Raw genomic sequence first — 19,803 nt, forward strand, 5'->3', positions numbered from 1 at the left:
TCTCATAAGACTTTCATGATTTCGATCCGCTGCAGTGGAGAGGCCCGCCTCCCGATTTTGATGGAATCGCGATGACAGTACATCCAAACCTGAGAAAGACTCTTTATTCCTCTTCATCGGAGCCTCGCTTGATATCATCCAAGTCTTCCCGATCTTTCAATTTTTTATCTTCAACATTTTTATTCAAAAACTCATTGATCTTATCGATCGGAAAAGAGGAAGATATCTCTCCAAAAGGATCTATTTCCATCTTAAAACCCTTCAGGTCTGAATGGACCTTTGGATCTTCAGGCTTTTTCTTTTTTCGCTTGCTCATAGCTCTAATACTTATTCTGGACGCGGAAGGTTTTCGATTGCAAACTGAATGCGGTTTGCTACTTCACCTGCACCTAAGATAGCAAATATCTCCATCAAATCCGGTCCGGCCCCGACACCAGTCACAGCCAATCGGACGGCTTGCATAATCTTGCCCAGTTTGATTTCCAGTTCATCTGCAGTCTCTCCGAGTAGGGTTTTAGCGACTTCGCTATCATAAGTTCCCTCAAATTTCGAAAGCTTCTCAGCGTAAGCCGAAAGTACGGCTACCGCATCTGCATTCCACTTTTTGGAGGCTACCTGCTCATCAAATTCATTGGGAGCATTCACTAAAAAACGGCATTGAGTCCACATTTCCCCTGGGAAGGTCACGCGCTCCTTGGTCAATGAGACTATTGCCTCTGCCTTATTTGAGTTTAGCTCTACCCCATCTTTTTTGGCTGCTTCAATGACAAAGTCAGCCAAATCAGCATTTGAACGAGCCCGGAGGTATTGTTCATTATACCATTTAGCCTTGGCTATGTCGAATTTGGCACCGGCTTTCCCAATCCGCTCAATACTGAAAGCCTCTACCAATTCCTCCTTGGTAAAAAGCTCTCGCTCATCACCCGGGTTCCAGCCCAAGAAGGCCAAGAAATTCAATAAAGCTTCCGGTAGGTATTCTTGCTCACGGAATCCCATGGCCGAGTCTCCGGTCTCCTCGTTTTTCCAATCAAGTGGAAAAACAGGGAATCCCATTCGGTCACCGTCTCGCTTGGATAGTTTTCCATTTCCGTCAGGCTTCAGCAAAAGCGGCAAATGGGCAAATTCAGGCATAGTATCTTCCCATCCAAGATACTTGTAAAGTAAAACGTGTAGCGGTGCTGAAGGCAACCATTCCTCTCCACGAATCACATGTGTGATTCCCATGCGATGATCATCCACGATATTAGCCAAGTGGTAGGTTGGCATTCCATCAGACTTCATCAACACCTTATCGTCCAAAGTAGAGGTATGTACCATTACCCAACCACGGATTTGGTCATGAAAGCGTACTTCTTCTTTTCGAGGAATTTTAACTCGAATCACATAAGGCTCCCCAGACGCCAATCTTGCCTTCACCTCATCCTCAGGCAATGTCAGGGAGTTTTTCATCTGTGTACGGGTGATACTGTTGTATTGGGGCTGTACAACCCGAGCTGCAGTCAGTCGCTCGCGCATAGCTTCGAGCTCTTCCGAAGTGTCAAAAGCATAGTATGCATGCCCTTTTTCTACCAAGTCAAGCGCATATTGCATGTAATCAGCCTTCCGCTCAGATTGCCGATAAGGCCCTACATTTCCTGGATTCCAGGGACTTTCGTCAGGTGTAATCCCGAGCCATTCGAGGGATTCACGAATATATTCCTCAGCACCTGCCACGTAGCGAGCTTGATCGGTATCTTCTATTCGAAGCAGGAATTTTCCCTGATTCTTTTTTGCAAAAAGGTAATTATAAAGGGCAGTACGTACCCCTCCGATATGTAATGGCCCTGTAGGTGACGGGGCAAATCTTACGCGAATTTCTCTACTCATGAGTGATTGATTGTCTTAAAAAAACAGGCAATAATGGAGATTGTTCCCCTATTCCGGCTGCAAAGGTAGGGAAAAATGATGGCTTCTGTAGTGAAAAAGGGGATTTGAAAAGGCAGGAGTCTTAAGATTCATCCGTCGCTTTTATTCCATCATTTACCCAGCTTTAGCCCAAAAAGACCCTTACCATTTACTATCCACTCTTTACTTCCTTAGATGGACTCAATGCGAAAAATAATCAAACCCTACGCAGGAGTCTAAAACAAAAAAAGGAACCCATTTCTGAGTTCCTCTTTATGATTTTTGGAAAGCTTAGTGCTTCACCTGAATCTTTTCCTTGATACGAGCAGCTTTACCCTGACGTCCTCTCAAGTAGAACAATCGGGCTCTTCTTACTCTACCTTGTCTCAATAGATCGATCTGCTCGATAGATGGAGAAAGGATAGGGAAGATACGCTCTACACCGATACCGTTGGATACTTTTCTTACTGTGAAAGTCTCTCCATTGGAATTCGGGTTTTTACGCTGGATGACAGTTCCTTGGAACTGCTGGACTCTCTCCTTATTACCTTCCTTGATTCGTACGTGTACGTTGATGGTATCACCAGCTTTGAAAGAAGGGAATTTGGCTCTCGCCTCGCTGTATTCCGCTTCTACGATTTTCATTAGTTCGCTCATAGCTTCTATATTTTATGCTTTCGCTGTTTGGCCAACACGTGGCTTGTTATTTACTTTTTCCGTTTACTTGTTTCGCTATCCCCCAAACCTGACTTTGCCCATAGATCGGGTCTTCGTTCACGGGTTCGGCGAACCGATGCTTCAAATCTCCATTCATTGATCTTTGCTTCATGCCCTGAGAGCAATACCTCTGGAACTTCCATCCCATCCCACTCAGCAGGACGAGTATAAACCGGTGGTGCGAGCAAGTCATCCTGAAAAGAGTCAGTCAATGCAGACGTCTCATCATTTAATACTCCAGGTATCAGACGAATAATAGCGTCAGCCACTACAGCTGCTGCTAGTTCTCCACCCGACAGCACAAAATCACCAATACTGATTTCTTTGGTAATGAATCGATCTCTCACACGCTGATCTACTCCCTTATAATGACCACATAAGATCATAAGGTTTTTCTTCAGTGATAGAGAATTTGCCATAGGCTGATCGAATGTCTCCCCATCAGGCGTCATATAAATAATTTCATCATATTTTCGCTGACTTTGGAGATGTTCGATGCACCGGGCAATTGGTTCGACCATCATTACCATTCCTGCACCTCCACCAAAAGCATAATCGTCTACCTGCTTCTGTTTGCCAGTAGCAAAGTCTCGCAGGTTATGTACCCTGACAACTGCCAAGCCTTTTTCTTCTGCTCTTTTCAGAATAGAGTGTGAAAATGGGCCTTCCAGCAATCCCGGTACCACACTGATGATGTCGATATGCATATCTCAGTCTTCCAGATAAATGTCAAGCAATCCTTCGGGCAATCGACAGAAAACTTTTTTTGCTGCCTTATCCACCTTGATGATGATTCCTTCCTGGATGGGAATGAGAACCTCTTTTTCTTGATGGATGACCCCGATAAGTTCTTGGGTGTCCAAGTCGTAGATGGTTTGCACTTGGCCCAACGAGCCATGCACCTCATCTTCTACTTCAAACCCGATCAATTCGTGAAAATAGTATTGGTCTTCATCAAGTTCAGGTAGTTCAGATAGTGGAAGATATACTTCCGAGCCTACCAATTCCTCCACCTGTTCGATACGATCCAGTTCTTCAATTTTCGCGAGTGCCTTGTTACTTGCCTGTAGCACAAAGTGCTCCAGAAAATAAGGGACTAAGCGGCCATTTCGTTCTAGAAAGATGTGCTCAAGATCTTCGTAATCTTCAGGAAAATCTACGTCGAGCACGACCACTATTTCACCACGGAGTCCATGAACTTTCGAAACATAGCCTAATTGGAAGCATTGTTCCTTGTTCATGAATCAATATACTATTAAGCTTGTGGAGCTTCGTCGCCTTCTGCGGAAGCTTCAGGAGCTGATTCTTCTGCGGACTCTTCAGCAGGAGCTTCTGCAGCGGCAGCAGCTTCAGCAGCAGCTTTTGCTTCTTCTTCTCTTGCCTTGATAGCGTCCAAACGAGCCTGATTCTTAGCAGCTTCAGCTTCAAGAGCCTTCTGACGGGCTTCGTCTTTTGCTTTACCGATAGAATCGACCTTGCTTTGGATTTTGGTTTCTTTTTCTTTCAACCATGCTTCGAATTTGGCATCAGCCTGTTCTTGCGTGATTGCACCTTTTACTACCCCGATTTGGAGGTGTTTTTTAAGCATGACGCCTCTGTAAGACAGCATAGCCTTCACAGTATCGGTAGGCTGGGCTCCGTTCAACAACCACTGTAGAGCGCGCTCATTGTTGATGTTGATCGATGCAGGGTCTGTGTTCGGATTGTAAGTTCCGATCTTTTCGATGAAGCGTCCATCACGTGGAGCTCTTGCATCAGCGACAACCACGTCATACATAGCCATTTTTCTTCGGCCTCGACGTGCTAATCTGATTTTTACTGACATAGTTTATATTTGTTTGTTTAGTGGATGGAACCCGTCCATCCTAAATTTGGAGTGCAAAGATAGGGTAATTCTCTGAATCCCCATCAGTTGGACTGATTATATTTATTGGTTTTTTGGCATTTCTCGTATCTTGCGTGTCCTTTTGGCCCCGTAGTTCAATGGATAGAATAGAAGTTTCCTAAACTTTAGATACAGGTTCGATTCCTGTCGGGGCTACTACTTTCCTAAATATTATACTCCGAAGGCAGTTTGGATTTTTTTTGATGCTAAGCTAGGATTGAACAAAAAAGCATTCGCTTTATGTGATCAGAGGATTGACATATTTAACCACAGCCGTTCAGCTAAAAAGAGTCTTATCCTTCAATCCAATCAGATAATCAATAGCTAGTGGTTTTTCCAAAAAATCAATAATGGAAGTATAGTTCTCAGCTTTGATCTTATCGCCTTTATCTACCGATGAAGTTACCAAAATTACTTTTATGGTATCAAATGACCCTTTTGATTCCAAAAACTCCAAAACTTCCCACCCATCCATAATAGGCATATAGATATCAAGTAAAATCAAAAATTTTGATTGGGAATCTTCATTTTGCTTAAAAAACTCCACAAGCTTTTCAGCGTTTTGAAAATGCTCGGGATGCACATTAAAGCCCAACTTTTTTAGTGACCAATTATGAAGAAAGATGAATTGAGGATCATCATCGACCACTATTATTTGAAAGTCACTTTTCATTCTATCCTAGGGTTACATTAGTTTTTGACTGGGCCACATTGGACTTTTCAGATATCTTCCTGATTATTTGATCTAGTTCATACGAGGAATCCTTGATAATCTTTAAAAAACTAGCCGTCTCTTCATCCATTCGAGAACTAAGCTCATCATCAATTAAATCAATTACCCCCATCATTCTTGCAAGGGGAGCCCTCACCTCATGTGATTGGGACCAGGCAATCTCTTTGAAAATTTTGTTTTGATTTAGGATTGTTTCAATCTGCTCGACTTTTTCGGTTACATCCCTCAAGAAAACAACTGTCTGAATTTTATTTAACACCTCCATACTCACAAAGGAAGTTTCCATTATTCTACATTCTCCAGAATTGATTCTAATCTTTCGCTCTAGAAAAAGAGTCTCACTCTTAGAGCTCAGCTGCTCTTTGATCTTAAAGTAATAATCATCAGAATAATCACAATCCAAATCCTTTATACTTAATCCTCCAAGTTCTTCCTTGGTATATCCTAGAATTGCTTCTGTTGCTGGATTGCACTCAAAAAAGTTGGAAGGCCCTTCTTCCTGAAGATTAAAATAGAGAATCGCATCGAAGCTTGAATTGAACAATACCCGGAAATATCTTTCTCTCTTTTCGGTAAGGTCCAAAGCAGCCTTTAGATAGGCTGTCTTTTCTTCTACCATTTCCTCTAAAATGATGTTTTGATTTTGTAGTTGATCCAATACGACTGATGCCGTGATAAGATTTTGAACCCTAGATATCACTTCCCTGATATCAAAAGGCTTTGTCAAAAAATCATTAGCCCCAAGGTCAAACGCCTGATGCTTACTTTCAGATGAAATATCAGCTGTCAATACCAAGATGGGCAAAGTATCCTTTTCGGAATCTTTCCGAATGGATTTGATCAACTCATACCCACTTATATGCGGCATCATCAAATCAATGAGAAGGATGGCCGGCTTTTCAGTTTTAAGTTTAGGGAGGAGTTCTCGCTCATCTGTAGTGGACCAAATGTTTCCAAATCCAGCAGATTCCAGTACATTTTCTAAGAGAATCAAGTTCTTAATCTGATCGTCTACAATAAATATCCTAGACTCAAGAATGGACTCTTTTAAGGGTTTTTTAATCATTTCACTACAAATATTCGTCAACAATCTTACTAAGCAAGTCCATTCTCATTGGCTTGGTAATGTAACCCTCTGCTCCAAGCTTTTCCATTCTTTCCATGGAATGATTGGTCGCATCTGCACTCACAATGATAACAGGAATGTCTTTAAGTGTTGAATTTTTCTTTAATTCTTCTAAAATTTCAGAACCATGGACCTCTGGTAGATTAAGATCGAGAAGGATGATTTTTGGGTGATATTCAGTTGCCAACTGAATGGTTCCTTCCATAGTCATGGTCCAAATTAGTTGGATTTCGGGGTCAATCAGTTTAATGAACTCTTGAACCAGCTCAATGTTTGTGGGATTATCTTCCACCAATAGAATAGTAGATTTTGAGGGTTTATTATTGGGTTTTCCCTTTTGCGAGAAATCTTCCTTCAAAAGATCCCTGTAGGAGGACTTTTGAAGTGGTATTTCTATCCAGAAATCACTCCCTTCTCCGAGATTACTAGATACACCAACAGTCCCTCCCATGAGCTGCACTAATTTATCCACCACCGAGAGTCCCAAACCAGTTCCTTCGATTGAAGAAGTCGAGTTTCTTCCTCTTTCGAAAGGAGTAAATAATTTAGGAATGTCTTCTTCAGAAATTCCTACCCCAGTGTCCTTGAAATGAATTTGAATAAACTCTTGATCCTCTTCTCTATTCGTAAGTTGATATTCTATACTGATACTACCATTAGGCTTATTATATTTTATTGCGTTGTTGATTAGATTGATTATGACCTGTTTAAGTCTTTGCAAATCAGCAATGACAAATAGTTTTTCAATACTCAACGAGGGAGTGCTTATGGATATAGAATTCCGAAAGGCTGCAGTTCGGACAGAATCCACCACCTCACTTATCAAGCTTTGAAGCTCGACGGGCTCAAGAGAAACTTCGATATGGCCAGCCTCTATCCTCGATATCTCCAATACTTCATTGATAAGATTCAAAAGATGGTTTCCGCTTTCCAGAATAAAATTCAGGTTTCTTTTTTGACTATCTGATAAATTGGACAGTTGGAGTATTTGTGCAAATCCAAGTATGGAATTCAAAGGAGTCCGTAATTCATGACTCATTCTGGATAAAAATTGGCGCTGGGCCTCATTTGCCCTTTTTGCATCTAAAATAGCCCCTTCGAGTACTTCGTTGGTTATGGAAAGCTCTTGGGTTCTTGCAGCAATTTTTTCTTCCAGACTTGAATTGAGATTTAGGATCTCTTCCTGATACTTCTTGCTATCTGAGATATCCTCATAGAACAATAGTAGTTTGTGGAATTCGCCAGATAAATTGGAAATCGGAGAAACTGTTAGCTTAAACCATACTTCCTTTAAGGAAACTTTACTGACAAGTTTAATTTCCTGGCGATAAGGAGGAATCCTTTTCCCCGAACTCTTATTCTCTACTAGATTACTTGCATATTCACTTAACTTATCTAGTGGGTAATCAAAATAATCCCGAATATTTCCAATAGCTACTCCATTTGGGAGATCGACTTCCAGAATATTTACAAGAAGCTCTTTATATGCTGCATTATAATATTCAATATCTCCATCAAATGAAACAATTTTGGTGGGAGTATTGCTCTGCTCGATGGCCTCAGATAATTTCTTGATCTCTAATTCCGCGGTTTTACTTTCTGTGATTTCAATATCTGAGCCCTGATACTTTAGGATCTCTCCCTTCTCATTCAAAACAGGCTTTACTGTGCGGTTAATCCATATAATCTCTCCGTCTTTGTGTTTACCCTGAAGATCAAAGGTTACAGGTTTGCCTGTATTGACTTTATCTTTAAAACCATGAAGGCATTCTTCTATATCTGAGGTACCACAAAAGACATTAAGTGCTTTTTTGCCTATCAACTCGTCTTTTTGATAGCCATAGACAGTTTTAGAGGCCTCACTTACATACAGCAACTTCCCATCCAGATCGATTTCCCAAATGACAGATCCACTAAGTGAAGTGATTTCCTGAAATCGTTTTTCGCTCTCAATCAACTGATCACTTGCTTCCTTTTGAGCGGTGTAGTCAATTCCTATACATTGGACTTCTGAAGGGTTACCAGCTTGATCTGTTACACAAGTAATTTCCCAAAAAGTATTACATATTTTTTTGTCTACAGTATATTTATCTAACTCGACTCTAAAAACCTGACCTGGATTTTTAATACATTCCTCTACTACCTCTCTGATCCTTCCCCAATGGTATTCACAGATTGATTTGAGGATAGTTCCCTCTTCATCCTCTGCGTCAAATAAAATTTCTCCGAATCTCTGTTCATAAACAGGGTTATAATAGGTAGGTCTACCCTCAAGGTCTGTCCAGACAATATAAGTTGATTGAGACTCAAGCAAGAGTTTAAGCTGGGACTCACTTTGTTTAATCTCCCTGAGCTTTTCAGATGCATCTATAAATTGAAAAATATTAGTGCTGATAGCTTTGAGTAGAGGATATTCCTCCGGAATAAAACTAACTGATTCAGTAATATAGACCACTACCTCGCCACGGACCTTTCCATTGACGACTATATCTTCTTGAATCTTCTTGGATGTCTCCTTAAAATTGGCACTTTCAAACCTTTCCGAATCAAAGTTGATGACAGCAAAGGTCTCATCCGGTTCAAAAAAGCCTGGTGGGATGATGTCCACAGCCTTAGAAAGAAACTCCTTTACCGAACCATTGTAAAATTCATGAGACAGAGCAGATATTCCATAAATTGACTTGAGCTCTTTAAGGCGTTCAAAAATATCTCGCTCCCTTTTGAATCTTTCCTTTACCCTTCCATAAATCCCGACGAATATATCTAAAACCCTGAACTCCCTTTGGCTATATGTGTGCTTGCTCCTGACCCAATCTATTCCCACAAAACTTACACATTCATTTCCCACCATTACAGGTATGGCTAATATGCTTTGTATTCCCTGAGGCTCTAAGACTTGTCGTAAGGCGTCATCTTCATTCAGCAAAGAAACATCAGACACAGACATTATCTTTCCCTGCCGATGAGCATCTGTCCAACTTTTCAAACCTTCTAGAGGCACATTTTGCAAAGTATCTATATATGGCTCAATCTCATTTGCACACCATTCAAATGTGTTGGAGGTTTGATCATTTTCCCAATCATAATCAAAAATATACATCCGATCCGCTTCCAAGAACTTCCCGAGCTTTTCCAGACTTCTTTGAATAAATTCACCAACCTGATCCTCAGAAAGATGTATAAATGAGGAGGAAACCGAAACTAGTGTTTCGTGAAGGACAATTTCTTCCCTTAAGTTTCTTTCTGCTATGATTTGATCTGAGATATCGACAAAAGTGGTAAAGACTTGAAAAGGTTCTTGCTCATCCTTCAAAAAAATTGGGTAGGAATTGACTAAAATCCAAGTATAATCATTCTCCTTAGGATTGAAAATCCCCATTTGAACCTTGTGAACAGGCTTCCCAGTTTTCAGAGATATCATGGCAGGATGTGTCTCCCCAGGAAAATCTGAACCATCAGGGTGAACAGTATGCCACCTAGGATCGACTGACTCCATCCCTTTCATTTGGTCCAGACTTAATCCTAAGAGTTCTTCTGCTGCAGCATTGGCATCGAATATTAAGCCATTTTTATCTTGGAAAACTACACCTTCGGCTAAATGGTGATACCAATTTTTATATTCAAACTTATCTACAGTCATTGATCTTTAGAATTACTTTTTTGATGTCAAAAACACCCCTTTCAATATAAAGGCATTTATTGAACAAAATACACATTTGTATGAAATAATAAAGATTAAATATCCTCATTACCCATTTGGAGATAACTATCCCAATAACTCGCTGGTCTCCGTGAATTAATCGAAATACTTCCAGATTGTTTTAACTTACTATTTAATATAAAACATCATCTGTTAAAATCTACTGCTCCTGATCCTGTTCTTTACTGATTTATCTCATGTTTTTTAGCTTGTATTATCAGGGAATTCCCAAGGATTTTATTCTTGTTTTGATAAAAAAAAAGAAATGAGCGATCTAGAAATAGCCAAATCAGTCCCTCCCCATCCAATCCGACTTATCACCCAAAAACTTGGTCTACCAGAGGAAAAAATTGAGCCATACGGTAAGTTCAAGGCAAAGCTGGACTTGGAGTTGATTCAGGAAGAAAAAGTTCAGCAGTCAAAGTTGATTTTGGTCACTGCCATCACCCCAACTCCGGCAGGTGAAGGTAAAACTACCGTGACAATAGGCCTTAGCGACGCACTCAATGATCTCGGGAAAAACTCAATTGCAGTGATTCGGGAACCAAGTTTGGGGCCTGTATTTGGACTGAAAGGAGGAGCTGCCGGAGGCGGGTGGTCACAAGTGATACCTATGGAGGACATCAACCTCCACTTCACAGGAGACTTCCATGCCATCGAAAAGTCCAATAATCTCCTGGCGGCACTTTTGGACAATGCCATTCAAAGCAAAGTCAAAAACCTACAAATAGATCCTCGATCCATCCTCTGGAAGCGAGCCATGGATATGAATGACCGAGCCCTTAGAAATATTGTCTGTGGACTAGGCGGTAAAAGCGGTGGTGTTCCCAGAGAAACAGGTTTTCAGATCACGGCAGCTAGTGAAGTAATGGCTATTCTATGCATGAGCCAAAACCTAGAAGATCTAAAAAACCGCTTTGCGAAAATCTATCTGGGGGATCGATTAGACGGTAGTCCTGTATTTGCCTCTGATCTCAATGCGCAAGGTGCAATGGCAACCCTCATGAAAGAAGCTATCAAACCCAATATCGTACAGACCTTAGGCCATCATCCCGCCTTGATTCATGGAGGACCATTTGCCAATATTGCCCAAGGCACCAATAGCATCCTAGCCACCAAAATGGGTATGAGCTTAGGAGAATTTGCTGTGACGGAAGCTGGCTTTGGCTCTGATCTAGGTGCAGAAAAGTTTTTTAATATCAAATGCCGGGAAGCTGGCATTTCTCCAAAGGCGACTGTCTTGGTAGCTACCATTCGTGCTTTGAAATATCACGGAGGCAAGCCTCTCACTGATTTGGAAACAGAGGATTTGGAAGCTTTAGAAAAGGGCCTACCCAACCTCGAACATCATTTGGAAAGCCTCAAAAAATTTGAAATCCCCGTGGTGGTGGCTATCAATGTTTTCAAAAGCGACACGGAAGCTGAAAAGAAATTATTGATAGACTTTTGCAAAAAATTGAATGTACCTGTAGCTCTCAGCGAAGGCTGGGAGAAAGGGGGTAGTGGCTGTTTGGGTTTAGCCAAACTAGTCATCCAAGAAGCTGAAAATTGCAATCGCTCCTTCAAACCCACCTACGAGCTGGAAGACTCTGTGGTCGATAAGATCAAAAAAGTAAGCCAGAAAGTGTATGGTGCATCCGATATCATCCTTAGTCCCAAAGCACAAAACCAACTCAAGAAAATTGAAAGTCTTGGGTATCAAAAGCTTCCTATTTGCATCGCAAAAACTCAAAAAAGTATCAGCGATCAGGAAAAGCTGATCGGAAGGCCGCGCGACTTCAAGATCACAATTAGAGAATTCGAATTTGCCGCAGGTGCCGGCTTTCTTATCCCAATGGCTGGCGAGATTCTCCGAATGCCCGGGCTCCCTGCAAAGCCAGCTGCTGAGTCAATGGATATTTCTTCAAATGGGGATATTAATGGGTTGTTTTAAGACTCAAGTCAGCAGAAATTTCAAATCCAACAGGACCCCACTAAAAAAAGTCGGGCCCTTTTAGATTTTGAGTTATTCCACCGTCACATCTGTAAACCAAATGAAGCGGTTTCCCTCCCCATCTTTATGCATGGTGGCTAATTGAATAGGTCCAAAATCCTGAACATCCTCCCAAGTCCAGGTTCTGCCTTCTGCACCATTCTGCCTTCTAAATGTCCACTCTAGGATCCGATGATTCTCATCCAGATACAAGTCATAGGCATCTCCAGGAGTATACCCATCAGCAGAATTGTAAACGACAGTCAGTTTGGTGGAGTTGGTTTGATGTAGTGGAGTAGTCACGTTCTCAGCAACTTCGTATTCATACCCAGTATCCCAGGCCAGTTGGAAAGGCATCATGAGCCAATATTTATCATTGATAAAGCCTTTATCCGCATCAGGCAAAGAGTCTGAAGGCATGTCCAAGCTGTAGGTATAAGTGGTATCAGGACCCGAATAACCCACTTCATTATTTTGGATATCCCATGACCAATTTCTTGAAAAGACATTGACCGAATCACGCTGTACATTCCAAGTGTAGGAGATTTTTTTCACCTGATCAAAGTTTTCAATACCGTAGGCTTTGGCCACTTGAAAAGGAAGCGTATCTGGCATAGACTGCTTCTGATCAGTGGAGCAGGAAAAAGCAAGCAAGCTGACTACAAGAACGAGAAGAAAGTTTTTCATATGATTGATGGTTTAAGAAAGCTAACTTACTCAGAATTAGCTTTGTTTTTTACCCATCCTCTGAGTTTTTCTAATTCCATCCATTGATAAATGGGCAATATGATGGGAATAACCCTATTCATCAATCGCATCAGAGTAAACAAACGAGAGGGAAAAATCCTTTTCTTTCCTTTTTCCAGGCCTCTGAGAATTTTTCTTGCAACGGTCTTCGGATCCTGAACAGGGAATGCCTTGGGAATATTTTTACCGGCATGATCAAAAAAAGCTGTCGCTGTAGCGATAGGAAATACAAGCGTCAATTGTTGTCCGCCTTCACTCCATACTGTTCTCGCCCACTGCAGCAAGGCCGATTTGGTAGCTGCATACAAGCTGTATCCGGGGACTGCCCAATAGGACATAGCTGAAGCAATGATGACATGATGACAAGAAGCCTGTTTTTCTTGTAGCTTCATTCCCAGTTCAATTGGACTAAAGGTATTCAACTGGAATAGTGCATCCATTTCCTTCCAGTTTTGTGTTTTGGCCGGACCATATTCCGCTTTACCCGCATTGGCTATGACTAGATCGATTTGAAAGTTATTTTGATCCAGCCATTCTATAATCAGATCATTTGCTCCCTTGACGGCCAAATCAACTTGTTTGGTTTTAATTTCAGAAAACTCCCGCCTTAACTTCTCTAGTCCTAAATCCGAAATATCTACTGCGTATACTTCTGCTCCTTTTTCCAAAAGTTGAATCAAAAGCGCTTTCCCAATCCCCGAAGCAGCACCTGTGATTAGCACTTTTTTATTTTTGAAAAAATCACTCACGGATAATCGGCTTTGGAAAATGAATCTGAAAGGGGCGGATATGTACGGCCAATAAAGGCTTTACCTGATTGACAGAAGGAAAGAAATCTGCCTTGATGTTATTAAAATTGACTTTCGCCAACTTCCCCCTTCCTTTTCCTGAAGGTTTGGTGAAAAATTCTTTTCCCTCCCACTGCTGATACAAATCTATAGGGAGCAAAGCTGTACTCGCCGGAAAAGAGAATCCAAATGGACGAATCGAACAATCAAAAAAAACCTGATTTCTAGATTTTACACGCACTTGTATTTCTCCATCACTTTCCTCCCAGTCAAAGTCCATGGTCTCTTTCGGGATGCCCCAATTAGCCCGGCCATTCATCGTGCTGAGATCGGAGTCTACAAAAATCTTGGTAATGGATTGCTTTCTATGCTTTCCGAATTTTCCAGGAATCAAGAGCAATTCCCGATAAGGTCCCACGGGACTTTCGGTATAATTCACCAGCATCAAATACCCCAATCCTCCTTCAAATTGACCTTTAAGGTATCCCGGAATTTGACCATTTTCTTCTACCCACTTTTTCGGAAACTTAAAAACCAGAATAATCCCCTCCCCTTTGAGGTCCCACGGTGGTGGAAATTTCTGAAAATCTTCATTTTTCGGGGAGGCTATCATGGGCTATCAGGAGTAGGGAGAGGGACTCACGGCTGTCCAGCCTCCGTCAATGATCAAAGTCTGTCCTGTAATGTGGCGAGCAGCATCCGAGAGCAAAAAAGTGGCGGCTTCCGCGATATCCACCGTAGAAGCAGGTCTGCCTGTTGGAGTCAACTTGGACCAAGTGGCGGCATACTCGGGGTCAGAAGTAGTGCGTTCAGTGAGAGTTGCTCCAGGAGCGATGGTATTAACGCGAATCCCCAAAGGAGCCAATTCTAAGACTAGGTTTTTGGCAAGCATCTCAGTAGCGGCTTTGCTCATGGCATAAGCTGCTAAATTTTCATGGCTTTGATGACCTGTGACTGAAGAAGTAAGCAAAATGGAACCTCCTTCTTCTTGCTCTTTCATAACTCTCGCAGCAGCTTGAACGAGAAAAAAGGTCCCTTCCTGATTTACCCGCATTACTTCTCGAAAATCCTCCCTGCTATACCCCAAAAAGCTTCCAAAGAGTGTGATTCCGGCATTTGCGACAACTTGATCTAATCTCCCAAATGTTGAAAGTGCAAGTTGGACCATCTCTTCGACCGTCTCTTGACTTGCTGCATCTCCTGAGCAACCAATAATACTTCCGCTATTCATTCGGGAAAGCGTAGCGACCGATTCCTCAACCAAACCTTTTTCTACATCATTTAAAACAACCTTCCCTCCTTGTTCCAGAAGCTTCCTAGCTATTTCCAGACCAATTCCCTGTCCTGCCCCTGTGATGATGGCTACCTTTGATTTTCCCATTGGAAATAAATTATTCTAAATGTAAAAAATCCAATTTATTGAAGTCACGCTTAATGCGAATCACGCTTAACCTCCGAACCTGAGCTTCCTTGTAAGAAATCAAAGTCTACCCCGTCATGAGCCTGATTGACTTGATGAAGAAACAAGTTGACATAGCCCCGTTCATAGGGTAATTGAGTAGGTTGAAAGGCGTTTTTACGCTTCTCCATTTCCTCATCGGAAATCAGCAAGTTCAAACTTCGATTTGGCACATCAAGCTGAATCATATCTCCATTTTGCACCAAAGCTAATGGCCCGCCAATGGCAGACTCCGGGGACACGTGCAAGACAACTGTACCGTATCCCGTCCCACTCATTCGTCCATCGGAAATTCGTACCATGTCTTTGATTCCCTTTTGGAGGAGTTTGGCAGGAAGTCCCATATTTCCAACCTCAGGCATTCCTGGGTAACCTTTAGGACCCACATTTTTCATCACTAAAACAGAGTTTTCATCAACCTCTAAGTCTGGATCATCAATCTTAGCCTTATAATCGTCTATGTCTTCAAAGACCACAGCCTTGCCAGTATGAGTCAGGAGATGGGGACTAGCAGCCGAGGGCTTGATCACAGCACCGTTTGGACAGAGATTTCCTTTCAGAACCGCAATTCCTGAGTCCGGCTTGATGGGTTTTTCTAAAGTTCCGATTAGTTCTCGGTCATAGCATTCTGCCTTCTCGATATTTTCACCTAGCGTCTTTCCATTGACCGTGATGCAATCTGTGTGAAGTTTGGATTGGATTTCCCGCATGACCGCGGGTAGGCCCCCTGCATAAAACAGGTCTTCTACCCAATGCTCCCCCGAAGGCTGAACATTAGCAATCAAAGGCACTTTGGAAGAAAAATGATCAAAATCTGTCAGATCCAAATCTACCCCGATCCGACGTGCTATGGCTGTAAGGTGAAGGATAAAATTGGTTGATCCTCCAAGTGCTGCATTGACCATGATGGAGTTTTCAAAGGCCTTACGTGTCAAAATCTGACTCATTTTGAGGTCTTCCTTGACCATCTCAACAATCCGCATTCCTGACATATGCGCCAAAACTTTTCTTCGAGAATCAGCCGCTGGAATGGTAGCGTTATCTGGCATTGCCAAGCCCAAAGCCTCCACCATGGCAGCCATCGTAGATGCTGTACCCATCGGAGCACAATGCCCTCTTGAGCGGGACATCGCAGCCTCGGCTTCTATAAACTCTTCCTGAGAAAGTTTTCCTAATTTATATTCTTCGGCAAACCTCCAAACATCGGAAGTACCTATTTTTTTACCCTTAAATCTACCTACGAGCATGGGACCTCCTGATACGACCAAGGTCGGCAAGTCTACCGAGGCCGCTCCCATGACCAAGGAGGGAGTTGTCTTGTCACAGCCGCACATCAGGATCACACCATCCATTGGATTGGCTCGGATGCTTTCCTCCACATCCATGGAAGCGAGATTTCTGAAAAGCATGGCTGTGGGCTTGATGGAGCACTCTCCAAGAGACATCACCGGAAACTCAAGAGGAAAACCTCCGGCTTCCCAGATTCCCTGCTTGATTGACTCCGCTAATTCTCGAAAATGGGCATTACAGGGAGTAAACTCTGACCAGGTATTACAGATACCGATTACAGGTTTTTCACCTTCAAATAGGTGATGAGGTAATCCTTGGTTTTTCATCCAAGAGCGATAGATAAATCCGTCTTTTCCGGTTCGACCATACCACTCCTGACTCCGGAGTTTTTTCTTTGCCATAGGTTTTTGGGTTTGAGTAAAATCTGGCAGAAGATAGGAAAAAATGAAGATTTCTGCGAACCTTAGATGGATATCGGTTTATTCTTTAATCAATTGATCAACCAAGTTCTCTAAGGACTCTACATCAACTTTGAAATTAGCTAGGATGGTATCTTTTTCAGTCCCTTCGTTTAGTGTATAGTAATACTCGTGCCCTAGGACATTGGCGAGATTGAAATAACACTGATTTTGGTCATCCTCGTGATTTCTTAATTCAACCACTTTACTTCCCATCGGCAAAAAAAGCATATTGGTAAGTGCTGCCCCATGCAAAGAGATAAAAATAGCTGTCTCACCCATCAATTCGATTTGCTTCTTCACCGAAAGCTTTTCGGCATGATAGATCTCAAAACCCTTTTTATTTAGACACAGCTCTACTTCCTTTTCATTCAAAACCCTACGTTTGGGGGCCAAGCTTCTACTAATGTAGATTTTGCGGTGCGGGGTTCTTGAGATTTTGGAAAGTCGGTTTCTAGTCTCTAGCGTGTATTCCGGGTGAAAGTGTGGAAAAACAGCTGTACGTGATGTCAAAACCAATTTTTTGACTTTAAGATTTTCAAATGAAGAATAAAAGATGGCTTTGATTCCTAATAACTTGAGGCTTTGACTGACAAATGGAAGCTTTTGGTAGGATTCATGTAAGATGATTTGATCGGTCATCCCTTTTTCTAACCCTTGCCAAATTCTCGGTAAACAATCGGTCATCCAATGAAAGTAATTGGCACTCCATTCATCCTTGATCCAAATGCCACTTTCGATTGTTCGCCATTTTCTAAAAGCACAATTCAACACTCTTTTTCCCAAGGGAAGGACACCTAATCCATAAACATGGGTATGGGAAGCAAAGAATTTCAGCTCTTTCCAAGAAAAAACGGTATCCTGCAAAATCAGAGCATCATTCAATACCCAGCAGGGCTGTATAGTAAAAGATGATTGGAGCCATTCGTTAAATAAAGGCTTATCTTCCTTCCTAACATTGGTAGGGAGTCCTCTCTGTACTCTTATTTCTTCCTCAAGGCCCTCTTCTGGATTTAGCTCCATTGAAAAATTGTTACAATCGCTCTATATCTGCTCCTAGTGCGTTTAATCGCTCATCAATATACTGATATCCTCTATCAATTTGCTCAATATTATCAATAATTGATGTACCATTTGCCGACATGGCGGCGATTAATAAAGCTACTCCTGCACGAATATCAGGTGAGGTCATCCGAATCCCCCTCAGCGGGTACTTTCTGTCCAATCCAATGACCGTGGCACGATGTGGATCGCAAAGAATAATCTGGGCTCCCATATCGATCAATTTATCTACGAAAAATAAACGAGATTCAAACATTTTCTGATGCACCAGTACCGTACCCTTTGCCTGAGTAGCAGTCACCAATACGATGGAAAGCAGGTCAGGAGTAAATCCCGGCCAAATCTGGTCGGCTATAGTCAAAATAGAACCGTCAATGAAAGTCTCTATTTCGTAATGATCTTGCGCTGGGATAAAAATATCATCACCTCTGAATTCCATTTGTATACCCATTCGCCGGAAAGTATCGGGAATGATTCCAAGCTTGGGAATTTGACAGTTTTTGATGGTGATCTCAGATTGAGTCATTGCTGCCATTCCAATAAAAGAACCGATCTCAATCATGTCCGGAAGCATGGTATGAGTGGTACCACCCAGCTTATCCACTCCTTCGATATGAAGGAGATTGGACCCTACACCTGTTATTTTTGCCCCCATGCGATTAAGCATGTCGCAAAGCTGCTGCAGATAAGGTTCGCATGCAGCATTATAGATAGTCGTTTTCCCTTCGGCCATGACCGCTGCCATCACGATATTTGCCGTACCAGTTACTGAGGCCTCATCCAAAAGCATATAAGTGCCTTTTAGATTTTTTCCATCGATATGGAAAATCTCTTTCTCAGCATCATACCTGAATTCAGCTCCTAGCTTTTGAAAGCCGGTGAAGTGAGTATCCATTCGTCGACGTCCGATTTTATCTCCTCCTGGCTTAGAAAGCTTTCCTGTACCAAAACGAGTCAAAAGCGGACCTAAAATCATCACTGAGCCTCGAAGTGCAGAGGCTTTTTTCAAAAAATCTTCTGTTTCTAGGTACTCGAGGTTGACCTCATCTGCCTGAAAAGAGTAGGATTCGGGACCGAGTTTGGTGACTTTCACCCCCATATCGCTCAAAAGCTCAATGAGTTTATTTACGTCACGGATATTGGGGATTTTGTGAATGGTGACTTTTTCTCCAGTCAAAAGTACTGCGCAAAGAATTTGAAGCGCTTCATTTTTTGCTCCTTGTGGAATGATCTCGCCTTTAAGCTGATTTCCACCCCTTACCCGAAAAGATGCCATTTAATTTCGACGTTTTTTGTTATGTCCTCCGTTTCGACGGCGATTGTTGCCGCGCTTGTTTGATTTTCCACCTCGCTCCTCATGGGTAGGCACTTTGAAATCACGTCGCGTGTTGGATTCGAAAAGTGCATTTTCCTTCACTTTTTCTAAGTCGATGTGAAGCTTTCCCCGAGAGAGCGTTTTGATATCATCAATGATGATGCCATCGTCGAAATTGTCCCTGTTCCAAGTGGAATGAAAACTTCGCATCAGCTGTCCGATGTAAATGATTGCAGCTTCCTGCTCCTCATCATCTTCGATTTCAATCGCTTTTTCGATCAGCTTTTCGATGTTTCTTCCATAATGCTTGAATCGTACTTCCCCTCTAGGATAACCTATTGGAAGGGGTTTTTTGCCGAGTAATTCTTTTTCGGGCATGGGGAAAGGCCCATCCACATCCAATTTGAAATCAGACATAATATAAATATCATCCCAAAGCTTTTGATCATTTTCTTGCTTGAGGGTTGGATTCAGCTGCTTGATAATATCTATGATCGTATAGGCACTCGCAGTACGCTTTTCCCGGTCTTCAATCCCGCAGACATAGTCCACGAGGCCTTGAATGTTTTTTCCGTATTCTTTCAAAATGAGATTGTGTTTAGTCTTTTCTTCTATTCAAACATCCCTTCTAAAGCCTAAGTTATGGTAACAAAAAATCACCAAAAGG

General features: G+C 42.1%; 18 protein-coding genes and 1 tRNA gene. 2 read left to right on the plus strand and 17 right to left on the minus strand.

From position 1 onward, the window contains the following. Positions 1 to 103: 103 nt before the first annotated feature. From OU792_RS02390 to OU792_RS02415, 6 genes are all read right to left on the minus strand, one after another. Positions 104 to 316, minus strand: a complete 213-nt coding sequence (locus OU792_RS02390) for a hypothetical protein (protein ID WP_024284501.1) — start codon at positions 314 to 316, stop codon at positions 104 to 106. An 11-nt stretch (positions 317 to 327) separates the two neighbouring features. Further along, the gene (gene gltX / locus OU792_RS02395; protein ID WP_274669367.1) at positions 328 to 1,866 is read right to left on the minus strand and encodes a glutamate--tRNA ligase; all 1,539 of its coding nucleotides are present in this window, start codon (positions 1,864 to 1,866) and stop codon (positions 328 to 330) included. 309 nt (positions 1,867 to 2,175) lie between these two features. After that, positions 2,176 to 2,541, minus strand: coding sequence for a 50S ribosomal protein L19 (gene rplS / locus OU792_RS02400; RefSeq protein WP_026947868.1), 366 nt, complete (start codon positions 2,539 to 2,541; stop codon positions 2,176 to 2,178). A gap of 50 nt (positions 2,542 to 2,591) precedes the next feature. Continuing rightward, positions 2,592 to 3,308, minus strand: coding sequence for a tRNA (guanosine(37)-N1)-methyltransferase TrmD (gene trmD, locus OU792_RS02405; protein ID WP_134202620.1), 717 nt, complete (start codon positions 3,306 to 3,308; stop codon positions 2,592 to 2,594). A 3-nt stretch (positions 3,309 to 3,311) separates the two neighbouring features. After that, positions 3,312 to 3,842 (minus strand): ribosome maturation factor RimM, encoded by a 531-nt coding sequence (rimM, locus tag OU792_RS02410; protein WP_134202621.1) that lies wholly within the window; start codon positions 3,840 to 3,842, stop codon positions 3,312 to 3,314. Positions 3,843 to 3,856: 14 nt separating this feature from the next. After that, the gene (locus OU792_RS02415; protein ID WP_026947865.1) at positions 3,857 to 4,426 is read right to left on the minus strand and encodes a 30S ribosomal protein S16; all 570 of its coding nucleotides are present in this window, start codon (positions 4,424 to 4,426) and stop codon (positions 3,857 to 3,859) included. 144 nt (positions 4,427 to 4,570) lie between these two features. Here OU792_RS02415 and OU792_RS02420 point away from each other — a divergent pair. Beyond that, a tRNA-Arg gene (locus OU792_RS02420) sits at positions 4,571 to 4,642 on the plus strand. Positions 4,643 to 4,763: 121 nt separating this feature from the next. Here OU792_RS02420 and OU792_RS02425 read toward each other — a convergent pair. From OU792_RS02425 to OU792_RS02435, 3 genes are read right to left on the minus strand one after another with little or no spacing between them, the layout of a single operon-like run. Beyond that, positions 4,764 to 5,159 (minus strand): response regulator, encoded by a 396-nt coding sequence (locus tag OU792_RS02425; protein ID WP_134202622.1) that lies wholly within the window; start codon positions 5,157 to 5,159, stop codon positions 4,764 to 4,766. Position 5,160: 1 nt separating this feature from the next. After that, complete coding sequence (locus OU792_RS02430) at positions 5,161 to 6,285, minus strand: response regulator (RefSeq protein ID WP_134202623.1); 1,125 nt, start codon at positions 6,283 to 6,285, stop codon at positions 5,161 to 5,163. 4 nt (positions 6,286 to 6,289) lie between these two features. After that, positions 6,290 to 9,985, minus strand: a complete 3,696-nt coding sequence (locus OU792_RS02435) for a PAS domain S-box protein (RefSeq protein ID WP_134202624.1) — start codon at positions 9,983 to 9,985, stop codon at positions 6,290 to 6,292. Between the two features lie 325 nt (positions 9,986 to 10,310). On the opposite strand from OU792_RS02435, the gene OU792_RS02440 reads away from it, so the two are divergent. Continuing rightward, on the plus strand, positions 10,311 to 11,978 hold the full coding sequence (locus OU792_RS02440; RefSeq protein WP_274669368.1) for a formate--tetrahydrofolate ligase: 1,668 nt from the start codon (positions 10,311 to 10,313) through the stop codon (positions 11,976 to 11,978). A 72-nt stretch (positions 11,979 to 12,050) separates the two neighbouring features. Here OU792_RS02440 and OU792_RS02445 read toward each other — a convergent pair whose 3' ends face one another. From OU792_RS02445 to OU792_RS02480, 8 genes are all read right to left on the minus strand, one after another. Continuing rightward, entirely contained in the window at positions 12,051 to 12,704 is a 654-nt protein-coding gene (locus OU792_RS02445; protein ID WP_134202626.1) for a hypothetical protein, read from the minus strand. Positions 12,705 to 12,730: 26 nt separating this feature from the next. Then, complete coding sequence (locus OU792_RS02450) at positions 12,731 to 13,513, minus strand: SDR family NAD(P)-dependent oxidoreductase (protein ID WP_134202627.1); 783 nt, start codon at positions 13,511 to 13,513, stop codon at positions 12,731 to 12,733. After that, complete coding sequence (locus OU792_RS02455) at positions 13,506 to 14,165, minus strand: acetoacetate decarboxylase family protein (RefSeq protein ID WP_222584500.1); 660 nt, start codon at positions 14,163 to 14,165, stop codon at positions 13,506 to 13,508. Before OU792_RS02455 ends, OU792_RS02450 begins: the two co-directional genes overlap by 8 nt. A gap of 6 nt (positions 14,166 to 14,171) precedes the next feature. Then, positions 14,172 to 14,933, minus strand: coding sequence for an SDR family NAD(P)-dependent oxidoreductase (locus OU792_RS02460; protein ID WP_274669369.1), 762 nt, complete (start codon positions 14,931 to 14,933; stop codon positions 14,172 to 14,174). 50 nt (positions 14,934 to 14,983) lie between these two features. Next, positions 14,984 to 16,702, minus strand: a complete 1,719-nt coding sequence (locus OU792_RS02465) for an IlvD/Edd family dehydratase (RefSeq protein WP_274669370.1) — start codon at positions 16,700 to 16,702, stop codon at positions 14,984 to 14,986. A gap of 78 nt (positions 16,703 to 16,780) precedes the next feature. Next, positions 16,781 to 17,782, minus strand: a complete 1,002-nt coding sequence (locus OU792_RS02470) for a glycosyltransferase family 61 protein (protein ID WP_274669371.1) — start codon at positions 17,780 to 17,782, stop codon at positions 16,781 to 16,783. A 10-nt stretch (positions 17,783 to 17,792) separates the two neighbouring features. Next, positions 17,793 to 19,097, minus strand: coding sequence for a UDP-N-acetylglucosamine 1-carboxyvinyltransferase (murA, locus tag OU792_RS02475; RefSeq protein WP_026947856.1), 1,305 nt, complete (start codon positions 19,095 to 19,097; stop codon positions 17,793 to 17,795). Beyond that, positions 19,098 to 19,721, minus strand: coding sequence for a DUF4290 domain-containing protein (locus OU792_RS02480; protein WP_232724789.1), 624 nt, complete (start codon positions 19,719 to 19,721; stop codon positions 19,098 to 19,100). Positions 19,722 to 19,803 lie beyond the last annotated feature (82 nt).

Origin of the sequence: Algoriphagus sp. NF (assembly GCF_028823735.1) — a bacterium.
Taxonomy (GTDB): Bacteria; Bacteroidota; Bacteroidia; order Cytophagales; family Cyclobacteriaceae; genus Algoriphagus; species Algoriphagus marincola.